19 protein-coding genes are annotated in these 22,745 nt (G+C 64.4%); 9 read left to right on the forward strand and 10 right to left on the reverse strand.

The genetic code is table 11. The features are described 5' to 3' along the window. Together pdxA and ACT6UX_RS03320 are read right to left on the reverse strand one after the other, a co-directional pair. Nucleotides 1-999, reverse strand: a complete 999-nt coding sequence (pdxA, locus tag ACT6UX_RS03315) for a 4-hydroxythreonine-4-phosphate dehydrogenase PdxA (protein ID WP_444773718.1) — start codon at nt 997-999, stop codon at nt 1-3. 24 nt (nt 1,000-1,023) lie between these two features. Continuing rightward, on the reverse strand, nt 1,024-2,331 hold the full coding sequence (locus tag ACT6UX_RS03320) for a peptidylprolyl isomerase (RefSeq protein ID WP_444773719.1): 1,308 nt from the start codon (nt 2,329-2,331) through the stop codon (nt 1,024-1,026). 162 nt (nt 2,332-2,493) lie between these two features. Between ACT6UX_RS03320 and ACT6UX_RS03325 the strand changes: the two genes are divergently transcribed. Further along, nucleotides 2,494-3,537: an FkbM family methyltransferase gene (locus tag ACT6UX_RS03325; protein WP_444773720.1), complete on the forward strand. Its 1,044-nt coding sequence runs from the start codon at nt 2,494-2,496 to the stop codon at nt 3,535-3,537. Nucleotides 3,538-3,573: 36 nt separating this feature from the next. Continuing rightward, the gene (locus tag ACT6UX_RS03330) at nt 3,574-4,731 is read left to right on the forward strand and encodes an AGE family epimerase/isomerase (RefSeq protein ID WP_444773721.1); all 1,158 of its coding nucleotides are present in this window, start codon (nt 3,574-3,576) and stop codon (nt 4,729-4,731) included. Between the two features lie 10 nt (nt 4,732-4,741). Here the strand turns inward: ACT6UX_RS03330 and rfbC are convergent, their stop codons facing one another. The 4 genes from rfbC to ACT6UX_RS03350 all read right to left on the reverse strand — a co-directional run bounded on the left by rfbC (nt 4,742) and on the right by ACT6UX_RS03350 (nt 8,399). Continuing rightward, the gene (gene rfbC / locus ACT6UX_RS03335) at nt 4,742-5,248 is read right to left on the reverse strand and encodes a dTDP-4-dehydrorhamnose 3,5-epimerase (protein ID WP_444773722.1); all 507 of its coding nucleotides are present in this window, start codon (nt 5,246-5,248) and stop codon (nt 4,742-4,744) included. A gap of 17 nt (nt 5,249-5,265) precedes the next feature. Next, nucleotides 5,266-6,270, reverse strand: coding sequence for a GHMP family kinase ATP-binding protein (locus ACT6UX_RS03340; RefSeq protein ID WP_444773723.1), 1,005 nt, complete (start codon nt 6,268-6,270; stop codon nt 5,266-5,268). Between the two features lie 62 nt (nt 6,271-6,332). Beyond that, complete coding sequence (locus ACT6UX_RS03345; RefSeq protein ID WP_444773724.1) at nt 6,333-7,352, reverse strand: GDP-mannose 4,6-dehydratase; 1,020 nt, start codon at nt 7,350-7,352, stop codon at nt 6,333-6,335. A 114-nt stretch (nt 7,353-7,466) separates the two neighbouring features. After that, nucleotides 7,467-8,399 carry a hypothetical protein gene (locus tag ACT6UX_RS03350; protein WP_444773725.1) on the reverse strand — a complete coding sequence of 311 codons (933 nt, stop codon included), beginning with the start codon at nt 8,397-8,399 and terminating at the stop codon, nt 7,467-7,469. Nucleotides 8,400-8,537: 138 nt separating this feature from the next. On the opposite strand from ACT6UX_RS03350, the gene ACT6UX_RS03355 reads away from it, so the two are divergent. The 3 genes from ACT6UX_RS03355 (at nt 8,538) to ACT6UX_RS03365 (ending at nt 11,595) form a co-directional block, all read left to right on the forward strand. After that, complete coding sequence (locus tag ACT6UX_RS03355) at nt 8,538-9,485, forward strand: NAD-dependent epimerase/dehydratase family protein (protein ID WP_444773726.1); 948 nt, start codon at nt 8,538-8,540, stop codon at nt 9,483-9,485. 75 nt (nt 9,486-9,560) lie between these two features. Beyond that, entirely contained in the window at nt 9,561-10,487 is a 927-nt protein-coding gene (locus ACT6UX_RS03360; protein WP_444773727.1) for a thiamine pyrophosphate-dependent dehydrogenase E1 component subunit alpha, read from the forward strand. 43 nt (nt 10,488-10,530) lie between these two features. Further along, nucleotides 10,531-11,595, forward strand: coding sequence for an alpha-ketoacid dehydrogenase subunit beta (locus ACT6UX_RS03365; RefSeq protein ID WP_444773728.1), 1,065 nt, complete (start codon nt 10,531-10,533; stop codon nt 11,593-11,595). On the opposite strand, the gene ACT6UX_RS03370 is transcribed toward ACT6UX_RS03365, so the two are convergent. Further along, entirely contained in the window at nt 11,592-12,569 is a 978-nt protein-coding gene (locus ACT6UX_RS03370; protein ID WP_444773729.1) for an NAD-dependent epimerase/dehydratase family protein, read from the reverse strand. The genes ACT6UX_RS03365 and ACT6UX_RS03370 overlap by 4 nt on opposite strands. A 168-nt stretch (nt 12,570-12,737) precedes the next feature. Between ACT6UX_RS03370 and ACT6UX_RS03375 the strand changes: the two genes are divergently transcribed. Next, nucleotides 12,738-14,768: a B12-binding domain-containing radical SAM protein gene (locus ACT6UX_RS03375; RefSeq protein WP_444773730.1), complete on the forward strand. Its 2,031-nt coding sequence runs from the start codon at nt 12,738-12,740 to the stop codon at nt 14,766-14,768. A gap of 16 nt (nt 14,769-14,784) precedes the next feature. After that, nucleotides 14,785-15,759: an aldo/keto reductase gene (locus ACT6UX_RS03380; RefSeq protein ID WP_444773731.1), complete on the forward strand. Its 975-nt coding sequence runs from the start codon at nt 14,785-14,787 to the stop codon at nt 15,757-15,759. On the opposite strand, the gene ACT6UX_RS03385 is transcribed toward ACT6UX_RS03380, so the two are convergent. Then, on the reverse strand, nt 15,713-16,930 hold the full coding sequence (locus ACT6UX_RS03385) for an HAD-IIIA family hydrolase (protein WP_444773732.1): 1,218 nt from the start codon (nt 16,928-16,930) through the stop codon (nt 15,713-15,715). The genes ACT6UX_RS03380 and ACT6UX_RS03385 overlap by 47 nt on opposite strands. Then, nucleotides 16,927-17,988, reverse strand: coding sequence for a hypothetical protein (locus tag ACT6UX_RS03390; protein ID WP_444773733.1), 1,062 nt, complete (start codon nt 17,986-17,988; stop codon nt 16,927-16,929). Before ACT6UX_RS03390 ends, ACT6UX_RS03385 begins: the two co-directional genes overlap by 4 nt. Before the next feature lie 413 nt (nt 17,989-18,401). Between ACT6UX_RS03390 and ACT6UX_RS03395 the strand changes: the two genes are divergently transcribed. Beyond that, nucleotides 18,402-19,520 (forward strand): tetratricopeptide repeat protein, encoded by a 1,119-nt coding sequence (locus ACT6UX_RS03395; RefSeq protein WP_444773734.1) that lies wholly within the window; start codon nt 18,402-18,404, stop codon nt 19,518-19,520. Between the two features lie 25 nt (nt 19,521-19,545). Beyond that, the gene (locus tag ACT6UX_RS03400) at nt 19,546-21,123 is read left to right on the forward strand and encodes a hypothetical protein (protein ID WP_444773735.1); all 1,578 of its coding nucleotides are present in this window, start codon (nt 19,546-19,548) and stop codon (nt 21,121-21,123) included. 172 nt (nt 21,124-21,295) lie between these two features. On the opposite strand, the gene ACT6UX_RS03405 is transcribed toward ACT6UX_RS03400, so the two are convergent. Next, nucleotides 21,296-22,627, reverse strand: coding sequence for a UDP-glucose dehydrogenase family protein (locus ACT6UX_RS03405; RefSeq protein WP_444773736.1), 1,332 nt, complete (start codon nt 22,625-22,627; stop codon nt 21,296-21,298). Nucleotides 22,628-22,745: the final 118 nt, after the last annotated feature.

Consider the following 22,745-nt stretch of genomic DNA (forward strand, 5'->3'; position numbering starts at 1 on the left):
TCAGGCGCTGCGCCGGTGCGCCATATCGTCAGCCATGTCGATGGCCGCCAAAAGGCTCGCGGGATCGGCACGGCCGCTGCCGGCGATATCGAGCGCCGTGCCATGATCGGGCGACGTGCGCACGAAGGGCAGGCCGAGGGTCACGTTGACGCCGCCGGAGAAGTCGATCGTCTTGATCGGGATCAACGCCTGGTCGTGATACATGCAGAGCGCGACGTCGTAGGCGGGGCGCGCCGCTGCATGGAACAGCGTGTCGGCAGGAGCCGGACCCTGCGCCTCGATGCCCTCGCGCCGCAGAGCTTCGATGGCGGGCACGATGATGCGTCGCTCCTCGTCGCCCATGGCGCCCTGCTCGCCGGCATGCGGATTGAGAGCCGCCACCGCAAGGCGCGGCCTCGCGATGCCGAACAGGTCGCGCAATCCCATCGCGGTGATCCTGCCTGCGCGCACGATGGCGTCGGCGTCGAGCGAGTGCACGGCATCGGCCAACGACAGGTGGATCGTCACCGGAACGACCCGGAGTTCGGGGCAGGCGAGCATCATCGCAACTTCGACACCGCCCGCCAGTTCCGCAAGGAACTCGGTGTGGCCGGGATGGCGGAAACCGGCGTCCTGCAGCGTCTTCTTCTGGATCGGGTTGGTAACGATACCGGCCACTGAGCCGGCCATCGCAAACGCCGTTGCGCGCTCGATGGCCTCGATTGTGGCGCCGGCATTGGCGACATCCGGATGACCGGGCCTCGCCGGCACGGCGAGATGGATCGGGAGGACGGGAAGGGCCGCGGCAAAGCATGAGGCGGCGTCCTCGGGCCTTTCGATCTTCGCGACTGGAACGTTCAGTCCGAGCTTGGCGGCAAGGGCCGACAGCCGGTCCGGATCGTCCAGGACGAAGAACGGGCGGACGCCGGAGCGGCGCGCCAGCCATGCCCTGAGAGTGAGTTCGGCGCCGACACCAGCCGGTTCGCCCATTGTCAGGGCGAGCGGCGCCAGCGTCGTCATGGCTCGCCCGTCACGCGCGCGCCATCACGACTTGATGTCGACCGTGGCCTGGCGGCGCAGATCGCGCATGTAGCGCCGTCCCGCGGAGTCGAGCTTCTGGATGAGCAGCTGCTGCTGGATCGCCTCCCGGGTCGGCAGGCCGTCGCCACCGGCCTTGCCGCAGAGGGCGACGACCTGCAGCCCTTCGGCTACGCGGAACGGGCCGGCCGTCCCACCGATCGGAAGCCGCGGCAGCTGCTCGTACATTTGCGGGTTGCCGGCGAGGTCACCGACGCGAACGCCGTTTAGATCGCCCGACGTGCTGCCCTTGACCTGCCGGGCCTGCACGTGGAGGTCGCTGCAACTGCGAACGCCGCCCAAGGCCTTCTGGGCCTCCGCCGTCGCACGGCTGGTTTCTTCCGGCGTGGCATTCGGCGGCAGGGCGAGTGTCATCTGGACGAGATTGAGCTTCACATCGTCAGGCCGGGCGGCGGCGAAGGGCCGCCGATCGACGACGTAGAGAATGTGCCAGCCGGAGACCGACCGGACGGGCTCGGAAAAGGTCCGAGGCTGGGTCCGCTCGATGACCGCGTCGAGCGACGGGTCGAGAGCACCCGGCAGCACCCAGCCGAGGTCGCCGCCAGAGGCCGCCGACGCGCCTTGGGAGAATTGCTGAGCGACGGCGGCAAACGGCGCACCCCGACGAAGCTGCTCCATGATCCGGTCGGCGCTGCGCTTGCCTTCATCGACTCCGTCGGCGCGGTCGACCGGCACGAATATCTCCGCAACGCGCGTCTCCGTCTTGCCAACGTTCGCCCGCATCCGATTCATCGCATCGTCGACTTCAGCCTCCGAAACATCGACCTGGGAGCGAACCTTGCGGCGGATGATCTTGGACCAGGCGATCTGCGCCTCGATTTGCTGCGTGGCAATATCGGGAGAGATGCCGACGCTCTGAAGGTACTGCTTGAATTGTCCCTGGCCCAGGCCGGCAGCACGCTCGATCTCGGCATAGCGACCGGCAACCTCCGCCGCCGACGGCTTCACGCCCAGCTGCTTGGCGTTCTGGACCTGCAGGCGTTCGTCGATCATCTGTCGCAGCATCTGTGGCGCCATGCGCTGTCGCAGATCGGGACTATCCTGGAGTCCCGACGTGCGAATGGCGAACATGACCCGCTGCGCCAGGTCGAAATCCGTGATGGCATCGTCGTTGACGCGAGCCACGACACGCAGAGCCTGCCCAGCCTTGGGCTGGGCGGCTACACCCTGTGCGGCCGGCCGTTGGGCGGACGCAGCGGCTGGCAGCAACAGGATCGTGAGAACGACGAGAGCGCGGGGGAGAGGCGCGAACATATCACCGCAGGAGTTTGAGAGGGGTGGTCATTATATTTCCGCAGCAGGGAAGCTGCAACGCAAGGCATTAGAGATAGAAAGTGGCAACACACAGGCACGCTTGACGCTTGACGGTGGGTACGTTAGCCGAACTCGGCATAGTTGGGGGCAAACAGTTCAGGCATGACGACGGCCCGCCGTCCGATCAGCGTTGCCGGCACCTGGGAACGGGTTTGCTCGGGAATCGGCTATCATCTCGACAATATGGGGCGCTGGCTGATCGTGCGGGCGCCCACGATCGGCGCTGCCTATGCCGCGATCCTGGCTCCCGGTGCGCCGCGGCTGGAGCCGCGGCCCGGCTGGCGCTTCGCGGAAGAATATTACGACCAGCGGCAGTGGCTGGCCTGCCGACGGGGGGCGCTGTGGGAAGCCGCCCGCGAAAAGGACCTGGCGGTGCCGCTCACCGTGCGCTGGCATGGCGGCACGATGGTGGACGTGACCCTGGGCAACGACAACAGCCTCTGCCTGTATGTCTGCGGCTCGTTCGAGCCCAACGAGTTCGCCTTCGTCGACCGCGTTCTGAAGCCCGGCATGTCTTTCATCGATGTCGGCGCCAACGACGGCTACTACACGCTCTTCGCCGCCCGCCGCGTCGGGCCGGCGGGCAGGGTGATCGCCGTCGAGCCGAGTTCGCGCGAACGCGCCCATCTGCAGCGCAATCTCGGCCGCAACGGCCTCGAGAACGTCCAGGTGGTCGCGGCGGCGCTGGGCGCCGAGACGGGCTTCGTCGACCTGCATCTCGCCCATGGCGTGCATGCCGGCCACAACACGCTCGGTGATTTCGCCCACGACGACGTGGTGCGCGCGAGTTCGGAGCGCGTTCCCCTCGAGACGCTCGATGCGGTGGTTGCCAAACACGACCTGTCCCGCGTCGACATGGTCAAGATCGACGTCGAGGGCGGCGAGGCCGGCGTCGTCGCAGGGGCGCGGCAGCTTCTGACCACGGCACGGCCGGTGCTCCTCATGGAGTTGAACGAGCGGGCGTTGCAGGCGCAAGGCCAGAGTGCGGACTCGCTGCTGGGCGCACTTCGCCAGCAGCACGACTATCAAATCCTCTCCTTCTGTCCGAATGGCGGCTGGCCCGAGCGCGCGGTCGAGGGAACGCTGCTGTCGCCGAACGTCGTGGCGGTACCCGCAGAACGTGTTGAAGATCTGCTCAAGCGGTAGCGCGGCCGCCGCGGCCGCGGGGGAGAGCCGCCCCTGATGCCGCACGACGTGCGTACGGTCGCGGGGTTGATGGAAAGCTGGATGCGCGACCAGGCGCTGCCTCTGTGGGCGACGGCGGGGTTCGACGGCAGGGCTGGACGGTTCGAGGAAGGTCTGAGCTTCGACGGCACTCCCCGTCAGGAGATGCCGATCCGGCTGCTCGTCCAGGCCCGGCAGATTTTCGTCTTTTCGCTTGCGCAGCGTCAGCGATGGCACTCCGGGGCGGCGGCGCTGGCGGAACGCGCTTTCGGATCGATGTGCCGGGATTATTACCGTCGCGACGGTCGGGACGGCTGGGGCTTCTCGATCGCGCGGGATGGAACCGTCGTTGATGCCACGCGCGATCTCTATGCCCACGCTTTCGTGCTTCTCGCGATTGCCGCCCATGTCCAGGCGACCGGGAACCGGGAAGAATTGACGCTTGCCCATGAGACGCTGGTCTTCCTCGATCGCGAGATGACGGCGCCGTGGGGGGGCGGATACGTCGAGGCATCGCCATGGCGGGAGGGGCCGCGCCGGCAGAACCCGCACATGCATCTATTCGAGGCCCTCCTTGCACTGTGGGAGTGTTCCCGGGACCGGCGCTTTCTCGAAAGAGCCGCGAGCCTGTTCGAGCTCTTCCTGGCCAAGTTCTTCCAGGCCGGGCAGGGCGTGCTTTTCGAAAATTTCGACGACGCGCTGCGGCCAGTCCCCGGCAACGGCGCGATCGTCGAGCCGGGGCACCATTTCGAATGGTGCTGGCTGTTGCGTCGCTATGAAACGCAGGCGGACGACGGTCGGGTCGGGGCGGTCGTCGAGCGGCTATACGACAATGCCGGCCGCGCGGGTTTCGACGCCGACGGGCTGATCGTCGACGAAGTGCACCCCGACGGCACCATCCTGAAGCCATCCCGTCGACTTTGGCCGATGACCGAGGCCATCAAGAGCGATCTGGCCGAAGCGCGGCGCGGGCGGATGGGATCGGCGGAGAGGGCCGTCGAGCTGACGCGAGCCCTGTATCGTCGTTTCCTCGCTCCTGCGCCAAACGGCGGATGGGTGGACCGCCTGGGCCCCGACGGATCGCCGCTCGTCGACTTCATGCCCGCGACCAGCCTCTACCATCTGGCCGGCGCGGTCGACGAACTCTCGTCTTTCCAAGCCGGCGCGGGCCGTTGACGGAAGGCGACTAGCGTCCCTGGTCGCGCTCCGAAACGATCGGATCCTGGACCGGCCACCAGATATTCAGGGACGGATCGTTCCAGACGAGGGTGAACTGGCCCGAGCGATCGTAGTCCGTGGTCTGCTTGTAGTGGAAGATGGCCTGCTCGCTCATGACGACATGGCCATTGCCGAATTTCGGCGGCACCAGCACCTGAAGCCTGTTGCTGTCCGACAGGGTGAACGACGTCCACTTCCGGTATTGCGAGGACTGGGGATCGTTGTTGATCACGACCATGTAGAAGCTTCCCTGCAGGCAGGAGATGAGCTTCCAGGTCTTGCCGTCGCCGTGGATGCCGCGCAGCACATGCCGGCGCGAGACCGAAATGTCATCCTGGATGAAATGCTGGTCGATCCCGGCCTCACGGTACAGGCGCTCGTTGTAGGTCTCGACATAATGACCGCGGAAATCCTCGAAGACCGTCGGCGGCTTGATCAGCCGGACCGAGTCGAGTGTCGTCGGAAAAGTCTCCATGTGAATTCCCGTCGCTGTCAGGATTGGGGCAGGGTTTCGAGCTGGCGGTAGACGATGGTCGATCCGGTGAAATCGATTCCTGCCGGCACGTGAAGGAGATGGGCGAGCGCCGCCCGAACCTGCGGCTGCTTCTCGGGCGGCACGATGAAGGCCATGAAGCCCGCGCCGCCGGCACCCAGCAGTTTGCCACCGAGCGCCCCTGCGGACAGGGCCGCAGCGTAGACATCGTCGATGCTATCCGTCGTGACGCCATCCGACAGCTGGCGCTTGAGCTGCCATGCTTCGTTCAGGAGCCGTCCGAAGGAGTCCATGTCACCCGTTCGCAGTTGCTTCGCGGCGGGATCGACCATGGCATGCATCTGCTGGAGATGATCGCTCTTCGCGGCGAGATTGGAAATCAGCAACTTCGCGATGGTCGAAGAAAGCCGGGTTGTTCCGGTGTAGAAAAGAAGAAGCCAGTCCTCCAGCTTCCGCTGGTTCTGACCCGACAGATCCAGCGGCAAGATGTCGATGGCGCCGTCCGCTCCGAAACGGATGACGTTCAAACCGCCATAGGCGCTGGCCACCTGATCCTGGCATCCGACCGTTTCCTGCAGTATGTCGCGCTCCAGATGGATCGCGGCATTGGCGAGATCGCGCTTGTTGATCGTCTGCCCACGCATCGCGTGCAGAACGTTGATCAGTCCCACGGAGAAGGCGGAGCTGGAGCCGATGCCGGAGCGTGCCGGAAGATCGCCCTGGTGGTGGATTTCGACACCCCGGTCGTTGCCGAACTCCATGTACTGCAGCCCAGCCCGGACCGCGGGATGAAGGATCTCGGAGATCGAGTTGACGGTTTCGATGTGGGACCACACCACCCGGTGACGAGTCGCGAAGAACGGGGGGAGATGACGCCCGACGATGTAGCAGTATCTGTTGATGGCCATCGACAACACGCTGCCGCCATGGTCCCGATACCACTCGGGATAGTCGGTGCCTCCCCCGAAGAAGGACACGCGGTAGGGCGTTCTCGACATTGCCATCGACATGTTGTCGCTTGTCGGCGGGCGCTTCATCTTCGGATGCTCTGTTCGGGGTCTTCTGGCTATCGCGTGAGGAACCGGTTGCCCTCGACGGCGACGCGCTGGCGCCAATAGTCGAGCAGATCACGCATCGTTTGCTCGAAGGGAATCTCGGGCCGCCAGCCCGTATGCTTCTCGAACTTCGAAGTATCCGGCACCTGCAGGTCGGCATCGATGGGGCGAAGCCGGTCGGGATCGACCTCAACCTTGATCTCTGCGCTCTTCGACGACAGCGCGACGAGATGCTCGAGGATATTGCCGACGGTGCAGGAGTGGGTGCCGCCGATATTGTAGTAGGCGCCCGCGACCGGATTCTTCGTAACGAGAAGATAGTAGGCGCGCACGGCGTCGCGCACGTCGGCTACGGTGCGCAGTGATTCCAGATTGCCGACCTTGACCACCGGCGGAACCAGGCCGTGCTCGATCATCGCGATTTGCTTGGCAAAGGTAGACTCTGCGAAGACGTCGCCGCGGCGCGGGCCGGTATGGGTGAACATGCGCGTGGTCATGACCTTCATGCCGTAGGCCTCGGCATAGAAGCGACCGACGAGATCGGTACCGACCTTGGAGATCGCGTAGGGGGAGGCGGGATGGAAGCTGCATTCCTCCGAGATCGGCAGCTTTTCCTTCGGCACCCGACCGAAGACCTCGGACGAGGCGCAGACGTGGATGACGGCGTCTGCGGCCGTCGTGCGCAGAGCGTCCAGCACCCGCACCGTCCCGAGGATGTTGGTGTCCATCGTGTCGAGAGGCGAATCGAAGCTGGTGCGGGGAAAGCTCTGGGCGGCCAGATGGAACACATAGTCCGGCTTGGCCGATTCGACGGCGCGCTGGATGGACAGCGTGTCCCTCAGGTCACCGTAGACGAGCCGTACCCGCGAACCCGAATTGATCGGCCCGACGATGGCGCTGAGATTGTCGAGAGGGCTGCGCCAGCGCAGAAGGCCCACGATCTCCCAGTCGGTGTGCTTCAGGATGTACTCGGCAAGGTGCGAGCCGACCATTCCCGTGATGCCCGTGATCAGGGCGCGCTTGGCCGACATTTCGAGCTGCCTCTCGCTTGGCTTTGGACCTGGCCGGGCGCTCCTGCGCGCCGATGGGGCCTCATTAGCCCGTCTCGCCCGTGAATGCGACCCCGGGATTGGGGCCCGGCCCCCTCAGACCGGTTCCCAGGCGACCACGGAGAAGCACTCGTGGAAGCGGCTGCCGAACTTGAGGCGCTGCACCGTGAGGAGCCGGATGGAGCCGGCTTTTTCCAGGGAATGCAGATGAGGCAGGAGGCCGCTGAGATACTTGCGCTGCCGATGGTAGCGGATGGCCAGGGCGTCGTGCGGCAGCTCGGGGTCGTAGAGTTCCAGCATGGGCTCGACATGGACCACCCTCTGCGGCCGCTTCGCCAGGATGAAGTCCACGAACGGACGGAACCGGTCGCCCACCTGTTCGAGAGCGCACATGGTGAGCACGACACTCTTGGGGGCGAACTCGAAGCTGCTGTCGGGAACGAAGAAATCGAACCGCTGGCCGGCGATCTTCATTGCGTGCTGTTCGCCCAGCAGGTCGGCGATCTTGACCGCGGCGGGCGCCCAGTCGAGCGCGGTGATCGAGGTCCGGGGATAGAGCTTCGCATAGGCTGCGACGTTGAACGCGCTGCCGCTGCCGAACTCGTAGAGATGCGCCGCATCCGCAAGATAGGTCCGGAACAACCAGTCACGGAAGATCTCCAGGAAGGCCAGTTCGAACCGCTCGGTGACTCCCTCGACGTAGGCGCCCTGCCAGCGCAGCAGGGCGGTACCTCCCACGAAACGCGGATTGAGCGCCTCCAGCGCATGGCCCGACCTGATGAAATCGTCCAGATGATCCTGCCAGGCATCACGCCAGATGGACTCGCGATGCTCCCCGACGACCGTGAATCCGCGATCGATGTCCTCGGCCACCTTGATGCGGGCGTCTGTCTGGGCAGCCTCGTCCAGGGGTGAGTACAGGAGCGGAGTCTTCTCCAGCAGCGCCTTGGTGCGCTCGTCCAGGCTTCCTGTGGGGAGTCCGACCGCGACTTCAAACTCTCTCGGGCCCAGGCGCTGATGCGGCGACATTCCGTTTTCCCGTTAACTCATCGATCTTGCGGGCGCTCCTTAGCACGTCCCACGGCCCGGTCGTCCGAACTGTGCGACAATCTGCCGGCCGGCGGTTACGGTCCGCGCGACATGCAGGTGACGGGAGACTGAAGGAAGATGACGATCGCAGTGGCCGGCGCAACAGGGCTGATCGGACGATACGTGGTCGAGGTCCTGGCTGCTCCAGGCGCGGAGCCGGTTGTTGCCACCTACAGGTCGCGTCCGCCCTTTTCCGCCGAAGGCGTCCGGTGGATCCAATGCGATTTCAACGACCGCGCCCAGGCTTCGCGGGCTTTCGCCGGTTGCGAGGCGGTCGTCCTGTGTGCCGGCCGCGTGTCCACCAGCGCCGTGCTACGGGACGAGCCGGTGGAATCGGTCCTCGACAACCTGCGCATCGTCACGAATGCCATGGAGGCTGCGGCACGAGGCGAGGCGCGACGAGTCGTTCTCGTGAGTTCCTGCACGGGCTATCCACCGGCCACGGAGTTGCTGGACGAAGAGCAATACGAGACCGGCAACCCGCCCGGACACTGGTTCGGGGTGGGGTGGATGCATCGCTATTTGGAAAAGCAACTCGAATGGTACGTCCGGACTCTCGGCTGGCTGGAGTCCGCCATCGTTCTGCGACCGGCTCTCGTCTACGGACCGCATGACGACTTCGATCCGAGAACGGGCCATTTCCTGCCGTCGCTCGTCCGGCGTGTCGTCGAACGCGCCAATCCGATCCGGCTGGCCGGCGACGGCACCCAGACGCGGAACCTGATCCACGCGCGGGATCTCGCCGGTGCCGTGAAGGCGGCGTTGCAGCGGGAAGCGGGGTTTCAGGCCTTCAACGTGGCGACCGAGGACGAGGTCTCGGTCCGATCGATTCTTCAGGCTTTGCTTGAGGCCGATGGCTTCCGGGACGCGGTGGTCGAACTGGAAGGGCAGAACCTCGGCCCCTCGATGCTGCGGGTTTCGGGTCGCCGTTTCATGGAGGCGACGGGCTGGCGGCCGGCGACCTCGCTTCAGCAGGGGCTGGAGGAGCTTCTCGTCTGGTATCGGGCAAACCGGCGTGTTGAATAGTGGCAGGCGTATCGCTAGGAGAGGCGTCAGGGACGGCCGGACGGGCCGACTTTCAGGCCTGGGGAATGTAGTTTGATGGACAGCGACGAGCGCTACCGCCGACTTTTCCGGACAGCGCTGACGATCCGGCTGGTCGAAGAGCGCATCATCGAGCTCTACCCGTCCGACAGAATCCAAAGCCCCGTTCATCTGTCGATCGGCCAGGAAGCCGTGGCGGTCGGGGTTTGCGATGCTCTGAACGTCGACGATCTCGTGTTCGCGACCTATCGCTCACACGGCTTCTACATTGCCAAGGGTGGCTCGCTCGACAAGATGTTCGCCGAACTCTACGGCCGTATCGGCGGCGTCTCCAAGGGCAAGGCCGGCTCAATGCATCTCTCGGCCCCGGAAGTCGGCCTGATGGGCTCCTCGGCCGTTGTCGCCAGTTCCATTCCCCACGCCGTCGGGGCCGCGCTGTCGTTCAAGCGCCGGGGCAGCCCGCGCGTCGCCGTCGCGGTGTTCGGCGACGGCGCGACCGAAGAGGGCGTCTATCACGAGAGCCTTAACTTCGCGGCGCTCATGAAGGTGCCGGTGCTGTTCCTCTGCGAGGATAACGGGCTCGCCGTGCACAGTTTCAAGAATGCCCGGCAATCCTACAATCTTCTCGAACACGCCGCGACCTTCGGCATCGAATCGCGCCGGGTGGACGAGGGGTGGGACATGCTGGCGATCCGCCAGGCCACCCTCGATGCGCTATCCGTCGTGCGGGCTGGCCGGCCTTTCGTCCTGGAGATCGCGACGGGGCGCTACAAGGAGCATGTCGGCGTCGGCGACGATTTTCATTTCGGATACCGCAGCGCCATCGACATCGATGCGTGGAAAGCACGCGATCCGCTGCTGCTCGACGAGAAACTCGTCGCCGAGCTCAAGCCGGAGATCGAGCGGGAGATCGCGGCCGCCGCCGCGTTCGCCGAGAACAGTCCCTTCCCGGGGCGAGACGAATTGCTGACCGACATTATCTAGGCAGGGCTTGAGCATGAACGTCTCTACGAAAGAGCGTCCGTCGATGCAGACGCGCGTCCTGTCCTATGCCGGCGCGCTGCTGGAGACGATGGATGCGGCGCTGGCCGATCATCCGAACACTTTCATCATGGGCCAGGGTGTCGACGACTTTAAGGGCATCTTCGGCTCGACCACCGGCCTTGCGCAGAAATACGGCGCCGAGCGCGTGTTCGACGTGCCGCTGATGGAAGAGGGCATGACCGGCGTGGCGATCGGTGCGGCGCTGGTCGGGGATTATCCGATCACCACCCATATCCGCGCCGACTTCTCGTTCCTGGCGATGAACCAGATCATCAATCTGGCCTCCAAGTACCGCTACATGTTCGGCGGCATCATGTCGTGCCCTATGCTGATTCGCCTCGTGGTCGGCCGCAGCTGGGGGCAGGGTGCCCAGCATTCGCAGAGCCCGCAGGCAACATTTGCGCACTATCCCGGCCTGACGGTCGTCATGCCGTCGACCAGCCAGGCGATCCTCGACATGTACCCGCAGATCATCGCCCGGCATCCCGGCCCGGTGGTCAGCATCGAACACCGGTTGCTCTACAATCTCGACTTCTCAGTGTCGGCGGGCACCCCGTCGAAGCCGATCCCGCTGACCAGCTACGTCGCCCGCGAAGGGCGCGACGTGACGGTGGTGGCGACCTCGGTGATGGTGCTCGAGGCATTGCGTGCGGCCCAGTACGTTGCCGAGAAGGCCGGCATCGAGGTCGAAGTCATCGATCTCAATTCCATCAGCCATCCGGACTGGGACCTCGTCATCGACAGCATCCGCAAGACGGGCAAGCTGGTCATCGCCGATACGTCCTGGCTCGAATACGGCGTCACCGCCGAGGTCTGCCGGCAGATCATGCTGCGTGACCCGTCGATGCTGCGTCAGGCGCCGGCGATGCTCGGCATGGCGTCGGCGCCGTGTCCGACGGCGAAGAGCCTCGAAGACATCTATTATCCGAGTCAGCACGAGACCGTCGAAGCGATCCTGACTCAGGTCCGCGGCAGCGGCCACGGTATCGAGCTCCCCGTCGAGCGATCGATGACCGAAGGCTACAAGCGCTTCAGGGGACCGTTCTAGCGGCGCGCCGGGCTGGCCGGGTCGTCCCTGTACCAGCCCAGGGTTCGCCGCAGGCCGTCCGCCAGGGATAGTTTGGCCTCGAAGCCGAGCAGCGAGCGGGCGAGACCGTTGTCCATCAGCCGTACGGGAACCGTGCTGGGCTTCGTTGCATCGAACGTAACCCGGGCGTCGCCGAAGGTATCGACCTCCAGCAGCGTCTCGAGGACCTCGCGGACGGCGTAGCCGCGGCCGGCGCAGATGTTGATGGCGAGGAAGGGCAGATCCGTCGAGACCGCCGCAAGCGTGCCCTCGACGAAGTCGTCGACGTAGATCAGGTCGCGTATGTCCTCGCCGGTGCCCCAGACCAGGAGTGGGTTCTGCCTCTCGGCGACCCGGCGCACCAGCGCGGCCGTCACGTGGCTCACGGCGAAGTCGAACTTGTCGTAGGGGCCGTAGACGTTCGAGGGACGGATGACCACGGTGGACATCGGATTCGCGATCTTCTCGGCATAGGTTCGACAGAGGATTTCGGCATAACGCTTCATCCATCCCGCCGGGAAATAGACTTCCTCCGGATCGCCGTTGAACATCTCAGGCTCGGTGACGGGGCGGGCTCCGGTCCCCGGATAGGCGGCGCCGCTCGAGATGAAGCAGACCTTCTTCACCTGCGCCTGGTAGGCAGCCTCGAGCAGCAGGCTGTTGATCAGTACGTTCGGCGTCACGTGCACGAGAGGGGTGGTTCGGATGACGCCCGCTCCGGAGGTCTGTGCCGAGCAGATGAAGACGATATCCATGCCCTCGACGGCGCGGGCACAATCCTCGGGCCGTCGCAGATCGGCTTCCAAGACCTCGGCATCTGGGAACGGAATCTGGAGGGGTTTTCGGTGGATCGTCAATCGCAGTCTGGCGCCGAGGGCGGTCAATTTCAGAGCCAGGTTGGTTCCCAGAAAGCCGGCCCCACCGGTGACCAGAACCTTTTTGCCTGCAAACTGCATTCCACCCTCGAGACACCGAAAATCCCTGCTGGACCGCGGGATTACGCCAGTCAATCCTATTGCAATGCGAAGTGGGGGGCTCTACCTCTCGGGGCGACTTCCACCGACATATCATCCACTCCTTTGGCTGGATTCCGCCAAGGGACCGAGGACAACGGGGCGCAGCGAATGTCGACGCCACACGCCGAACAAGCCACCGTGCAAGCGACGCCGCCGACGAATCCGTTGGTTGTCGGCCTGGTCCAGATCAACAATTCCTTCTCCGGCCAGAACTATCTGCCCTATTCGGTCGCCTTGCTGCAGACTTACGTGAAGAAGTTCGCAGCCCGGCCGGAGCTCTACCGGTTCCTGCCGTCTCTCTACAAGCGCGTGCGCATCGCCGATGCGGTCGAAGCCCTGAAGGATGCCGATATCGTTGGCTTCAGCAGCTATGTGTGGAACGGCCGGATTTCGCTTGAGATTGCCCGTCGCCTGAAGGCGTTGAAGCCCGGCATCGTCATCATCTTTGGCGGGCCGCACGTGCCCGATCAGCCCGAGGCCTTCATGCGGGCCAATCGCCAGATCGACCTCGCGGTTCATAACGAGGGTGAGCGGACTTTTCTGAAGCTCCTGGAAACGTTCCACGACCGGTCGACATGGGATGCCCTTCCGGGCGTCAGCCTAGTGAAGGCCGACGGCAGCTTCGTCCGCACCAAGAATCTCGACCGCGTTCGTGACCTCGACGAGATTCCGTCGCCGTTCCTCGAAGGCGCCTTCGACGAGATCATGGCGGCGAACCGGACGGAAAGCTGGATCGGTCTCTGGGAAACCAACCGCGGCTGTCCCTTCCGCTGCACTTTCTGTGACTGGGGCTCAGCCACGGCCGGCAAGGTCACCAAGTTCGGCGAAGAGCGGCTCTATCGCGAGGTCGACTGGTTCGCCGAGAAGAAGATCGAGTACATCTTCTGCTGCGATGCCAATTTCGGCATCCAGAAGCGCGACGTCGACATCGCGAACTACGTTGCCGACGTGAAGAAGACGACCGGGTATCCGGTGGCCTTGTCCGTCCAGAACACCAAGAACGCGACGGAACGGGCCTACGAAACCCAGAAGATCCTGTCCGATGCCGGCCTGAACAAGGGCGTGGCCCTGTCGATGCAGAGCGTCGACATGCCGACGCTGGAGGCGATCAAGCGCGACAATATCTCGCTTGGCACGTACATGGAGCTGCAGCGCCGCTTCACGCGCGACAAGGTCGAAACCTACTCGGACCTGATCCTGGGCCTGCCCGGCGAGACCTACGAGTCCTTCGTGCGCGGCGTCGACCAGTTGATGGAGAACGGCCAGCACAACCGCATCCAGTTCAATAACCTGTCGATCCTGCCGAATGCCGAGATGGGCGATCCCGCCTATCAGGCGAAGTACGGCATGGTTACGGTCGAGTCGAAGATCATCAACATCCACGGCGAGCGCATCGAGCTCGATGACGACGTGCCGGAAGTGCAGGATCTGGTCATCGCTACCGCGGCGACGCCGCTCGACGACTGGCGGCGCACACGCATCTTCTGCTGGATGACGGCGCTGCTCCACTTCGACAAGCTTTTCCAGATCCCGCTCATCCTGGCGCACGGAATTTCCGGCATGTCCTACCGCGACATGATCGAGGCCTTCATGGCCGCCGACGCCAAGAGGTTCCCGACGATCGCGGGGATCAATGCCTTCTTCGAGAGCGAGGCCCGATCCATCCAGCAGGGTGGTTCCGAGTATGTTTTCTCCAAGGAGTATCTCAACATCTTCTGGCCGGCTGACGAGTACATCTTCGTGAAGCTCACGGCGGAGGGCCGGTTCGACGATTTCTACAAGGAAGCTGGTGAACTCCTGTCCGAGACCGTGCGCGCGCGCAGCGACGGTCTTCCCATCGAGATCGTCGAGGAAGCCGTCAGGTTGAACCACGCGCTGGTGCACCAGCCGTTTGCCAAGGGCGACGTGAGGGTGAAGCTCGACTACGACCTGCTCGATTACTGGAACAAGGTACGCGGCGGCGAGCCCGCGCTGCTGCGCAAGGTTCCGATCGTCGTTGAAGTGGACCGCACCAGCCGGCCTTACGATGACTTCCAGAAATGGTGTCGCGAGATCGTCTGGTGGGGCAACAAGAAGGGCGCCTATCTTTACGCGCCGCGCGCCGTCGAGATCACGCCCGAACTCGCCGGTCACTACTGAGCCTGCGGCCGATCCGATGAAATATCGTAAGCTGGGCGAGACCGGAATTCTCGTCTCGGAGGTCGGCTTTGGTGCCTGGGGCATCGGCGGAAGAACGGCCGGCGCGACGTCTTACGGCGATACCGACGACGTTCAATCCCTGAGGGCTCTGCATCGGGCGCTCGATCTCGGCATCACCCTGTTCGACACGTCCAGCGCCTACGGGTCGGGGCACAGCGAGGTCCTGATCGGGCAGGCGGTGGCGGGAAGGCGGGACAAGGCTGTCATCGCCAGCAAGGCCGGCTACGACGATTGGACGAAGCCACCGGATTTCTCGGCAGCCGCCATCAGGCGCTCGACCGAACGCAGTCTCAAGCGCCTTGGGACGGACTATCTCGACGTTCTGCAGCTCCATAATCCGCCCTCGGACATTCTGGCGGCCGAGGAGACGACGGAGGTGCTTGCCGCCCTGGCCGCCGAGGGGAAAATCCGCTCCTGGGGTGTTTCCGCGAAAAATCCCGCCGGCGCGGTCGACGCGTTGCGCGTCGCCGGCGCGCCGATCGTTCAGGCCAACTTCAACATGATGGACGTTCGCGTCGTCACGGAAGGTTTGCTCGACGAGGTCGCCCGCCGCGGGGCGGCCTTCATCGCCCGGACGCCCCTTTGTTTTGGCTTCCTGACGGGGACCATCGAGCGGTCCACCGTCTTTGCTGCCGGGGACCATCGGGCGGCGTGGTCGCGCGCCCAACTCGACAACTGGATCGACGGAGCGCGCGATCTTATTGCGGCGGCCTCGGCGACCCCAGGACGCGAGGCCGTGCTGCGTGCGCTGCGCTTCTGTCTTTCGTTCGATGCCGTTTCGAGCGTCATCCCGGGCGTCCTGCACCCGGCCGAGGCCGAGACGAATGCCCAGGCGAGCGAGCAGGGGGCTTTGCCGGCCGACGTCGTTGAAAAGGTGCTGGCGATCAACGCGACGCGGGATTTTTTCGTCTCGCCGGTACGTGCGTCCTGACGAAGTCGAGGAGGTTGCCGCCGGGAAACCGGTGACCGGCGATGCCGGCAGCCGCCGCGGCCTGCAGGTCGATGTCGCGGTCGCCGATCATGAACGATTCGTCCATGTCGACAGGCCACTCGTCCCTGACCTTGAGGATCATTCCAGGACCGGGCTTGCGTAGGTCCGAAACCCGGCGATAGCGCTCGACGGCGCCCTCGGGGTGATAGGGGCAATACTCGAAGCGATCGACGTGAGCCCCGGCACCCTGAAGCTCGCGCTGCATCCAGGCATGGAGCGTGTGGACCTGATCCTCGCCATAGTGTCCGTGCGCGACGCCGGCCTGGTTCGTGATGACGAACACGTAATAGCCGGCATCGTTCAGCCAGCGGATGGCATCCTTCGCGCCGTCGATCCAGCGGATCTGCTCCGGCCGGTGGACGTAGTTGTCGTCGTGGTTGATCACGCCGTCGCGGTCGAGGAACGCCGCGGGCCGGCGGATGAAGGCCGGCATGGCCTCCTGTCCGCGCGCGAAGTCTTCCGGGATGCCGATATCGATGAAGGTGCCTTCGGTTGCGAACCCGAGCAGGGCGCCTTCCGAAGCGAGCTGAGGAAGGATGTCGTTTTCGAGCGAGCAGGGAACGCTGTGGATCCTGTCGATGATTCGACGCCGGACGAGATAGATGCCGGCGTTGATGGGCAGGTCGCTTTCCCCCTTGGGCAGGAAGCGCGTTATCCGAGCGCCCTCGGTTTCCACGCGCCCGTACCGTCCACCCCGGACGCCGCGCGCGAGCGCGAGTTGCATGGTCCAGTCCTCCCGGTCGAGCGGGGACACCAGAGAGAGCCAGTTGAAGCCGAAGAAGGAATCGCCGTTGAAGAGAAAGAAGACGGGATCGAGGGCTTCCGCTGCATTGACCAGCGCACCGGCCGTGCCGGCCGGTGTCGCTTCGACGATCACCTCGACCGACAGTCCGCCAACGATTTTGCCGTCATAGTTCCGCACGACCTCGCCGGCATTGTGTCCGGCCAGCAACAACAGCCGCTCGAGACCGAAGCGACTGGCCTCGCCGATCAGATAGTCGAGAAATGGCCGGCCGCCGACGTCGAGAAGCGGCTTTGGTGTGCTCTGGGTGAGAGCGCCCAGTCGCGTCCCGCGGCCCCCGACCAGGCAGACGGCCTGCCGGACCGTCATGCAGTGTCCCAGGTGGCCCGCAGCACGGTGTGCTCGGACAGGTGTTCGCGCGCCAGGCCCCAATCGGCGTCGTTCGTGACGAAGGAGGTGTCGTTTCGCGCGTATCGAGCGGCCTTCGCCACGAAGTTACGCTCGATCGAAGGCGCCAGGATCTCCTCGAGACCGCGGACGCGCCGGCGGGGATAGTCGAGCCACACCCGGAGCGACATGGCCAGGTCGCGCCGCTTTCGTCCCATCAGATGCTGGTCGAGGCGAAGCTGCCAATCCTTCCAGACCGTCGCCGTGCGTTGGGCGTGGGTGTTGCCATGGACGACCTTGTAAATGCACTCATCCAGCCAGTGGATTTCCGAGGCACCATGCGCTGCCGCAGCATGAAGCGCTATGGAGTCGGAATCCAGGCAGAGCACGCTGGCGTCCTTCTGGTAGCCTCGGATCTCCGACCACCTCTCGGCCGTCATCAGCAGGAAGTCGCCGCACGCATTGGTATGCAGGTCGCGCATCTTCCAGTCGATGCTGTGCGTCAATCGTCCGTGCCTTTGGACGGTGTGGCGCGCGAGTGCCGCCAGGAGCTCTTCGTCCGGAAGGTTCAGCCAGCTCTCGTCCTCCATTCGCGCGTCGAGACGGTCGCACCGATAGACGCAGCCATCATCCAGATTTAGCTGGGCCAGGCGCGACACGAGCTGCTCGGAATAGAAGGTGTCCAACGCCTTCGGCGTGACGTACCGGCCGCGGGCTCGCCTCATGCCGACATTGGCGGCGTTGTTCACATGCATGCCACGCGTCTGCCATCCTCGCGGACCCTCGTGATGCTTCGGAGGAACCACGATGAAGCGAACGGTCACGTGGCCCGCCCCGCCCAGCGGCCCCATTTCCTCTGCAAGCAGCGGCCGGTCCGGGGGCGGGTTCCATTCGACGACGATCAGTTCGGAAGGAACCTTGTGCTTGTCCAGCTGGCGGACGAGAAAGCCCAGAGCGTGCTCCAGGCGATTCGCGTAGTTCGGCGTGTAGCCGTCGTTCCGGGCCCAGCCGACGATACTGAGATAGGGCTGAGTGATCATTCGCCTGGACGGCCTCGATCCGGGCCGGCCTGGCGCGGGATCGGCGATGCTTTTCTGGCTGTGCTTGTTTGCACAATGTCGTTACCCGTGAGTAACTTATCTTGAAGGTAAATTGCCCGGTCGGGGGTGCCAGAGACGCTTGCTGCAAAGGCTGTGTTCATCTGCGGGCTTGTTATCGATGCGCCGGGAGTCCGTCAAATTCCCGCAGTCTCCGACCAATATAGAGGAGAGCAGATCGGGTGCCTTGACGGGGCCTCGACGCTAAGTTAGCGGACAGGTTTACGGGTGGATTGCCGGCAATCGGAGCTTTCTGACACTTCTGCGAGTTGCCCATGCGCGGGGTAAGCTCTAGGCCGTCTTGGGTGTGTCTGGTCGCCTTACCGTGCAGGAGCAATTGAGTGAGTAATTCAGGGATGTTGGTGCGGCTGTCGGGAAGCCTGCGGGGGACTCTGGGAGCGCGGCGGCGGCAGCCGGCCGATGACTGGTCTCCCGGCGCCAACGGAAGCGAAGCCGAGCATCTCTTCCTGCGCGCGTTGGCGCTCTGTCGCATGGGTGACAGCCAGGCTGCGATCAATCTGCTGCGCCAGGCGACAGCGGTCGCGCCGTCCTTTGCCGATGCCGTCGAAGCCGAAGGCGAGGTGCTCGACATGAGCGGGGACAGCGCCGCGGCCAGAGGCAGGTACGAGGAGGCGCGCCAGCTCCGGCAAAAAGGCCGTGCAGGGGCGCCGGACCGGCATTTCGTGCTGCGCCAGATCGGGTCGCATACGGCGGAAATCGTCTCCTACACGAGGGTGCTGAAATCCCTCAAGAAGTACGCTCTGCCCAATCTCGCGCGTGGGAATGCGTATCTGGCCGATCGGCAGCCCGAACTGGCACTGGCAGACTATGAGCGGACCCTGAAGCTCCATCCAGGCTCCATGGACGCTCTCGCTCTGAAGGCGGAGGCCCTGTCCGCGCTGGGCAAGTATGCAGCAGCCATCGAGGATCTCGACAAGGTCATCGCCGCCAATCCGAAGTCTTCAGACTCTTTGAGTGCGCGAGGCATCGCGCACATGGCCCTTGGGCATGTCGACCAGGCCAACACAGACTGGCGTCGACAGCTCGAGTTGCTGGGGGGGCGTCCGGCGGCGAGTGCTTATGTCGCGCTGCGTCTTGCGGACTACGAACTCGCGCTCCCGAATCTCGAGACGATGGTGCGGAACGACAGGCGCGATCCCTACTGGGAGCTGTACCTGCGCACGGCTCAACTGCGGCTTGGAAAGGCCCCGAGCGCGATGCAATCCGCTGTTGGCGACGAATGGGTCGCCTCCCTCCTGGCCCTGCAGTCCAAATCGGCCTCCCAGGAAGATGTGATGGCCCGGGCCAACACCGCCGGTCGTCGCGCCGAAGCGCTTTTCCAACTCGGCGTGGCAAGCCACGCCAGCGATCGAAACGCTGCTCGTGCCTATTGGCAGCAGGTCCTGGACCTCGGTCAGCCGACGTTGGTGGAACATGCGGCAGCCCGAAACGAGTTGTCGCGTTCTGCTTCCTGAATGATCGCCCCTCACGCGAGGTATCATGTTTTCCGTCATTCTGTACGGTCGTAACGACACCCACGGGTACAACCTGCACAAGCGGGCGGCCATCAGCTTCAACGCGCTGGCCGAGGTGATGTCGGATCCGGAAGACGAGATTCTCTTCGTCGATTACAACACCCCGGACGACCATCCGACGTTTCCCGAGGCGATCCACGACACGCTGACCGAGAAGGCCAAGAAGGTTCTGCGGGTGCTGAGGATTCGTCCCGAACAGCACGCGCATCTCAAGTCCAAGACTCATCTGGTCGCGCTCGAGGCGCAGTCGCGCAACGTTGCGCTGCGCCGGTCGAATCCCAGGAACCGCTGGGTCCTCTATACCAACACGGACATGCTGCTCGTGCCGCGGACGGACGGGGAATCGCTCAGCGACATCCTGGGCGCGGTGCCGGACGGCTTCTATCAGATACCGCGCTTCGAGTTGCCCGAGATGCTGTGGGAGGCGGCCTTCGACCGCCGCGATCCTGCCGGCAACCTCGCCAAGCTGCGGGACTGGTCGGTGCGCTATCACCTGAACCAGGTCGTCCACAATTTCATGCCGATGAAGTACGACGCCCTGGGCGATTTCCAGGCCGCCCTGCGCGAGGACATGTTCGCGATCCATGGTTTCGACGAATCGATGCTGCTGGGCTGGCATTGCGATTCGAACCTGGCCGCGCGTCTGGCTCTCTATCGTGGGCGTGTGGATACGCTGATCGACAAGCTGTTCGGTTATCATTGCGATCACACCCGCGTTGCCGCCGCCAACAACAAGGGCCGGCAGACCCGGATGAACAACCAGGACGACTACATCTGGAACGTGTCGACTCCCTATGTGCCGGCCCAGGCCGACAATTGGGGTTGGCCCGACGTCGAGATCGAGGAGATCAAGCTCGATCGCGAAACGTCCTACGAGCGTTTCACGGCGGGTCTCGACGCGGCCCTGAAGCCAGCCACGGCGCCCTACACGGCGACCAGTCTCGAATGGCATCTCTACGAAGACCTGACGTACGATCTCGACCATACACTGCCCTTCGTGACCGATCAGATGTTGACCTATCCGCGGTCGACCGCGGTCATGATCGTGGCGGCGCGGCGGACCTTCGTGGACCGATTCCTGACAGCCTGGAGGGCGATGGGATTCACCGGCCCCGTCCTGGTGCCGAACGAATGCGAAGGGCTCCCGACGGATTTGCCGGGGCTGGTGAGGGGCTCGTTCGAGGAACTGCTGCCGAAATCCGAGATGTTCATCTTCGAGTTCGGCCTAGCGACACAGCATGCGGACGAGCCCGTCAGGACGGGTCGTCTGGCCGGTCCGCTCGATAACAAGCGGCTCAAGGTGATCGCGAAGCTGTTCAAGCAGGCCGCCGCGACGGAGGCCGAAACGCGGCCGCCGGGACGGCGGACGGCGCGGCGCTTCGTCGGCGTGAACGTCATCTACAACAAGTTCTGGCCGCTCTTCACCGACTATGTCGGCGCCAACATCAACCCGTTCTGCAGCCAGGTGCTGGCGGGTTTGCCGCGCATCGATCCGAGCCTTCGCGGCAAGGTGCTGCGCTTCCGTGGACGGCGCGCGATCTGACGGGGCGTCACAGCCGCGTCCAGCCTCGGTTCACCTGCGGGAGACTTCAGGCGAGCCGGGGAAGAGGCGCGATGGAGAGCCGAGGGCAGGGACGGTCGTCGTTCCGGCGAAGTTGACATGAAAAAGCCCGCTCTTGGCGGGCTTGGTCACTTGGCGGATGCCGAAATCGGGCTCAGCGACCGGAGCCGAGATAAAGAAGGTCGGCGACCGCCTCGAACTTGTCGGCGGGAAGGGTCCGCCACAGGTCGAGAACGGTCAGGCGCTGGCCTTCGCGCTTGCACCAGTCCGGCGCGATCTCCTTGTACTCCGGCCAGCCGGTCGCGACGATCAGCAGGTCGCTTTCGCGCACCGCGCCCTCGATCGAGGAGGCGCCCACAACCTTGTCGCCCAGCACGGCCAGAGCCGCATCCTGGGCCAGCGGATCGTGGACCGTGACGACGTAGCCTGCGTCGGCGAGCTTGGCGGCGAGCTTCACGCTGTGGCTCTCTTCGACCACCGGCGTATGCGGCTTGTAGGAGAGACCGAGGATGGCGATGCGCGTCCCCGCCTTGGCGAACTTCGAAACGAGGGCGGAAAGACGCTCCACCTGGAAGTTGTTGATGCGGTCGGTCGCTTCGGCCACGTCGGCGCGGGCGCCGATCTTGCGAGCGAAGGCGGCGAACGCCACGTTGTCGCGCGGGAAGCAGGGGCCGCCATAGCCCATCGCTCCCTTGAGATACTTCGCACCGATGCGGGTGTCGGCGCCCAGCGCCTTTGTCACCGCGTCGACGTCGGCGCCCGGGATCCGGTCGCAGATGTCGGCCAGCATGTTGGCGTAGGAAATCTTCGTGGTGACGTAGGTGTTCACCGAGATCTTGGTGAGCTCGGCATTCACGAAGTTCATGCGCTGGACCGGCGGCTTCTTCTCGCACATCTGCAGGTAGATGGTCTGCAGCATGTCGCCGGCCTTGGTGTCGCTCTCGCCGATCAGGATCGAATCGGGGAAGAGCATGTCGCGCACGACGCTGCCCAGCGCGATGAATTCCGGATTGTAGCAGAGGCCGAGGTCGGGACCGACCTTGCGGCCCGAGGCGGCCTCGAGCGCGTCCTTGATCTCGGTGCCGGTCGTGCCTGGCATCACGGTGCTGGTGATGACGACCATGTGGTAGCCCTGCTTGTTCTTCAGGGCCTTGCCGAGGGTCTCCATCGCTTGGAGCACGAAACGGTTGGAAAAGAAGCCGGTGCTGTCGGACGGAGTCGGGACGATCACGAAGCTGGCGTCGCTCTTCTGGATCGCCTCGTTGGCGTCCATGGTCGCCGTGAGGCGCTCCTTGCTGGCGGCGATCAGCTCGTTCAGCTGCGGCTCGACGATCGGCATCTTGCCGGCGTTCATCGCGTCGACCAGCGTCTTGTTCACATCCAGGCCGATGACGGTGAAGCCGCGGCTGGCGAGAACGGCGGCCAGAGGGGCACCGAGTTTGCCGAGACCGACGACCGAGACGCGAGGCAATGTTCCTGTGGTCATTTCCATGTCCGTTTTGAAGGCCGGTACTGATACTGGCGCTTGCGTCCCGATGCCACCCCGATTTTGCAGGGGCTTGGCGGGCAAACACAGCTTGCGCGGTCCCGTCGCAGGGGCGAAA

It is taken from the genome of Reyranella sp. (genome assembly GCF_052439685.1).
Classification (GTDB): Bacteria; Pseudomonadota; Alphaproteobacteria; order Reyranellales; family Reyranellaceae; genus Reyranella.

What these genes read in the sequence shown, in the direction of transcription:
- ACT6UX_RS03395 (WP_444773734.1), top strand. Translation starts at nt 18,402, where the DNA reads ATGTTGGTGCGGCTGTCGGGAAGCCTGCGGGGGACTCTGGGAGCGCGG.
- ACT6UX_RS03325 (WP_444773720.1), top strand. Translation starts at nt 2,494, where the DNA reads ATGACGACGGCCCGCCGTCCGATCAGCGTTGCCGGCACCTGGGAACGG.
- ACT6UX_RS03400 (WP_444773735.1), top strand. Translation starts at nt 19,546, where the DNA reads ATGTTTTCCGTCATTCTGTACGGTCGTAACGACACCCACGGGTACAAC.
- ACT6UX_RS03365 (WP_444773728.1), top strand. Translation starts at nt 10,531, where the DNA reads ATGCAGACGCGCGTCCTGTCCTATGCCGGCGCGCTGCTGGAGACGATG.
- ACT6UX_RS03380 (WP_444773731.1), top strand. Translation starts at nt 14,785, where the DNA reads ATGAAATATCGTAAGCTGGGCGAGACCGGAATTCTCGTCTCGGAGGTC.
- ACT6UX_RS03350 (WP_444773725.1), bottom strand. Translation starts at nt 8,399, where the DNA reads ATGTCGCCGCATCAGCGCCTGGGCCCGAGAGAGTTTGAAGTCGCGGTC.
- ACT6UX_RS03360 (WP_444773727.1), top strand. Translation starts at nt 9,561, where the DNA reads ATGGACAGCGACGAGCGCTACCGCCGACTTTTCCGGACAGCGCTGACG.
- ACT6UX_RS03370 (WP_444773729.1), bottom strand. Translation starts at nt 12,569, where the DNA reads ATGCAGTTTGCAGGCAAAAAGGTTCTGGTCACCGGTGGGGCCGGCTTT.
- ACT6UX_RS03345 (WP_444773724.1), bottom strand. Translation starts at nt 7,352, where the DNA reads ATGTCGGCCAAGCGCGCCCTGATCACGGGCATCACGGGAATGGTCGGC.
- ACT6UX_RS03355 (WP_444773726.1), top strand. Translation starts at nt 8,538, where the DNA reads ATGACGATCGCAGTGGCCGGCGCAACAGGGCTGATCGGACGATACGTG.
- ACT6UX_RS03340 (WP_444773723.1), bottom strand. Translation starts at nt 6,270, where the DNA reads ATGGCAATGTCGAGAACGCCCTACCGCGTGTCCTTCTTCGGGGGAGGC.
- ACT6UX_RS03405 (WP_444773736.1), bottom strand. Translation starts at nt 22,627, where the DNA reads ATGACCACAGGAACATTGCCTCGCGTCTCGGTCGTCGGTCTCGGCAAA.
- ACT6UX_RS03320 (WP_444773719.1), bottom strand. Translation starts at nt 2,331, where the DNA reads ATGTTCGCGCCTCTCCCCCGCGCTCTCGTCGTTCTCACGATCCTGTTG.
- ACT6UX_RS03385 (WP_444773732.1), bottom strand. Translation starts at nt 16,930, where the DNA reads ATGACGGTCCGGCAGGCCGTCTGCCTGGTCGGGGGCCGCGGGACGCGA.
- rfbC (WP_444773722.1), bottom strand. Translation starts at nt 5,248, where the DNA reads ATGGAGACTTTTCCGACGACACTCGACTCGGTCCGGCTGATCAAGCCG.
- ACT6UX_RS03390 (WP_444773733.1), bottom strand. Translation starts at nt 17,988, where the DNA reads ATGATCACTCAGCCCTATCTCAGTATCGTCGGCTGGGCCCGGAACGAC.
- pdxA (WP_444773718.1), bottom strand. Translation starts at nt 999, where the DNA reads ATGACGACGCTGGCGCCGCTCGCCCTGACAATGGGCGAACCGGCTGGT.
- ACT6UX_RS03330 (WP_444773721.1), top strand. Translation starts at nt 3,574, where the DNA reads ATGCCGCACGACGTGCGTACGGTCGCGGGGTTGATGGAAAGCTGGATG.
- ACT6UX_RS03375 (WP_444773730.1), top strand. Translation starts at nt 12,738, where the DNA reads ATGTCGACGCCACACGCCGAACAAGCCACCGTGCAAGCGACGCCGCCG.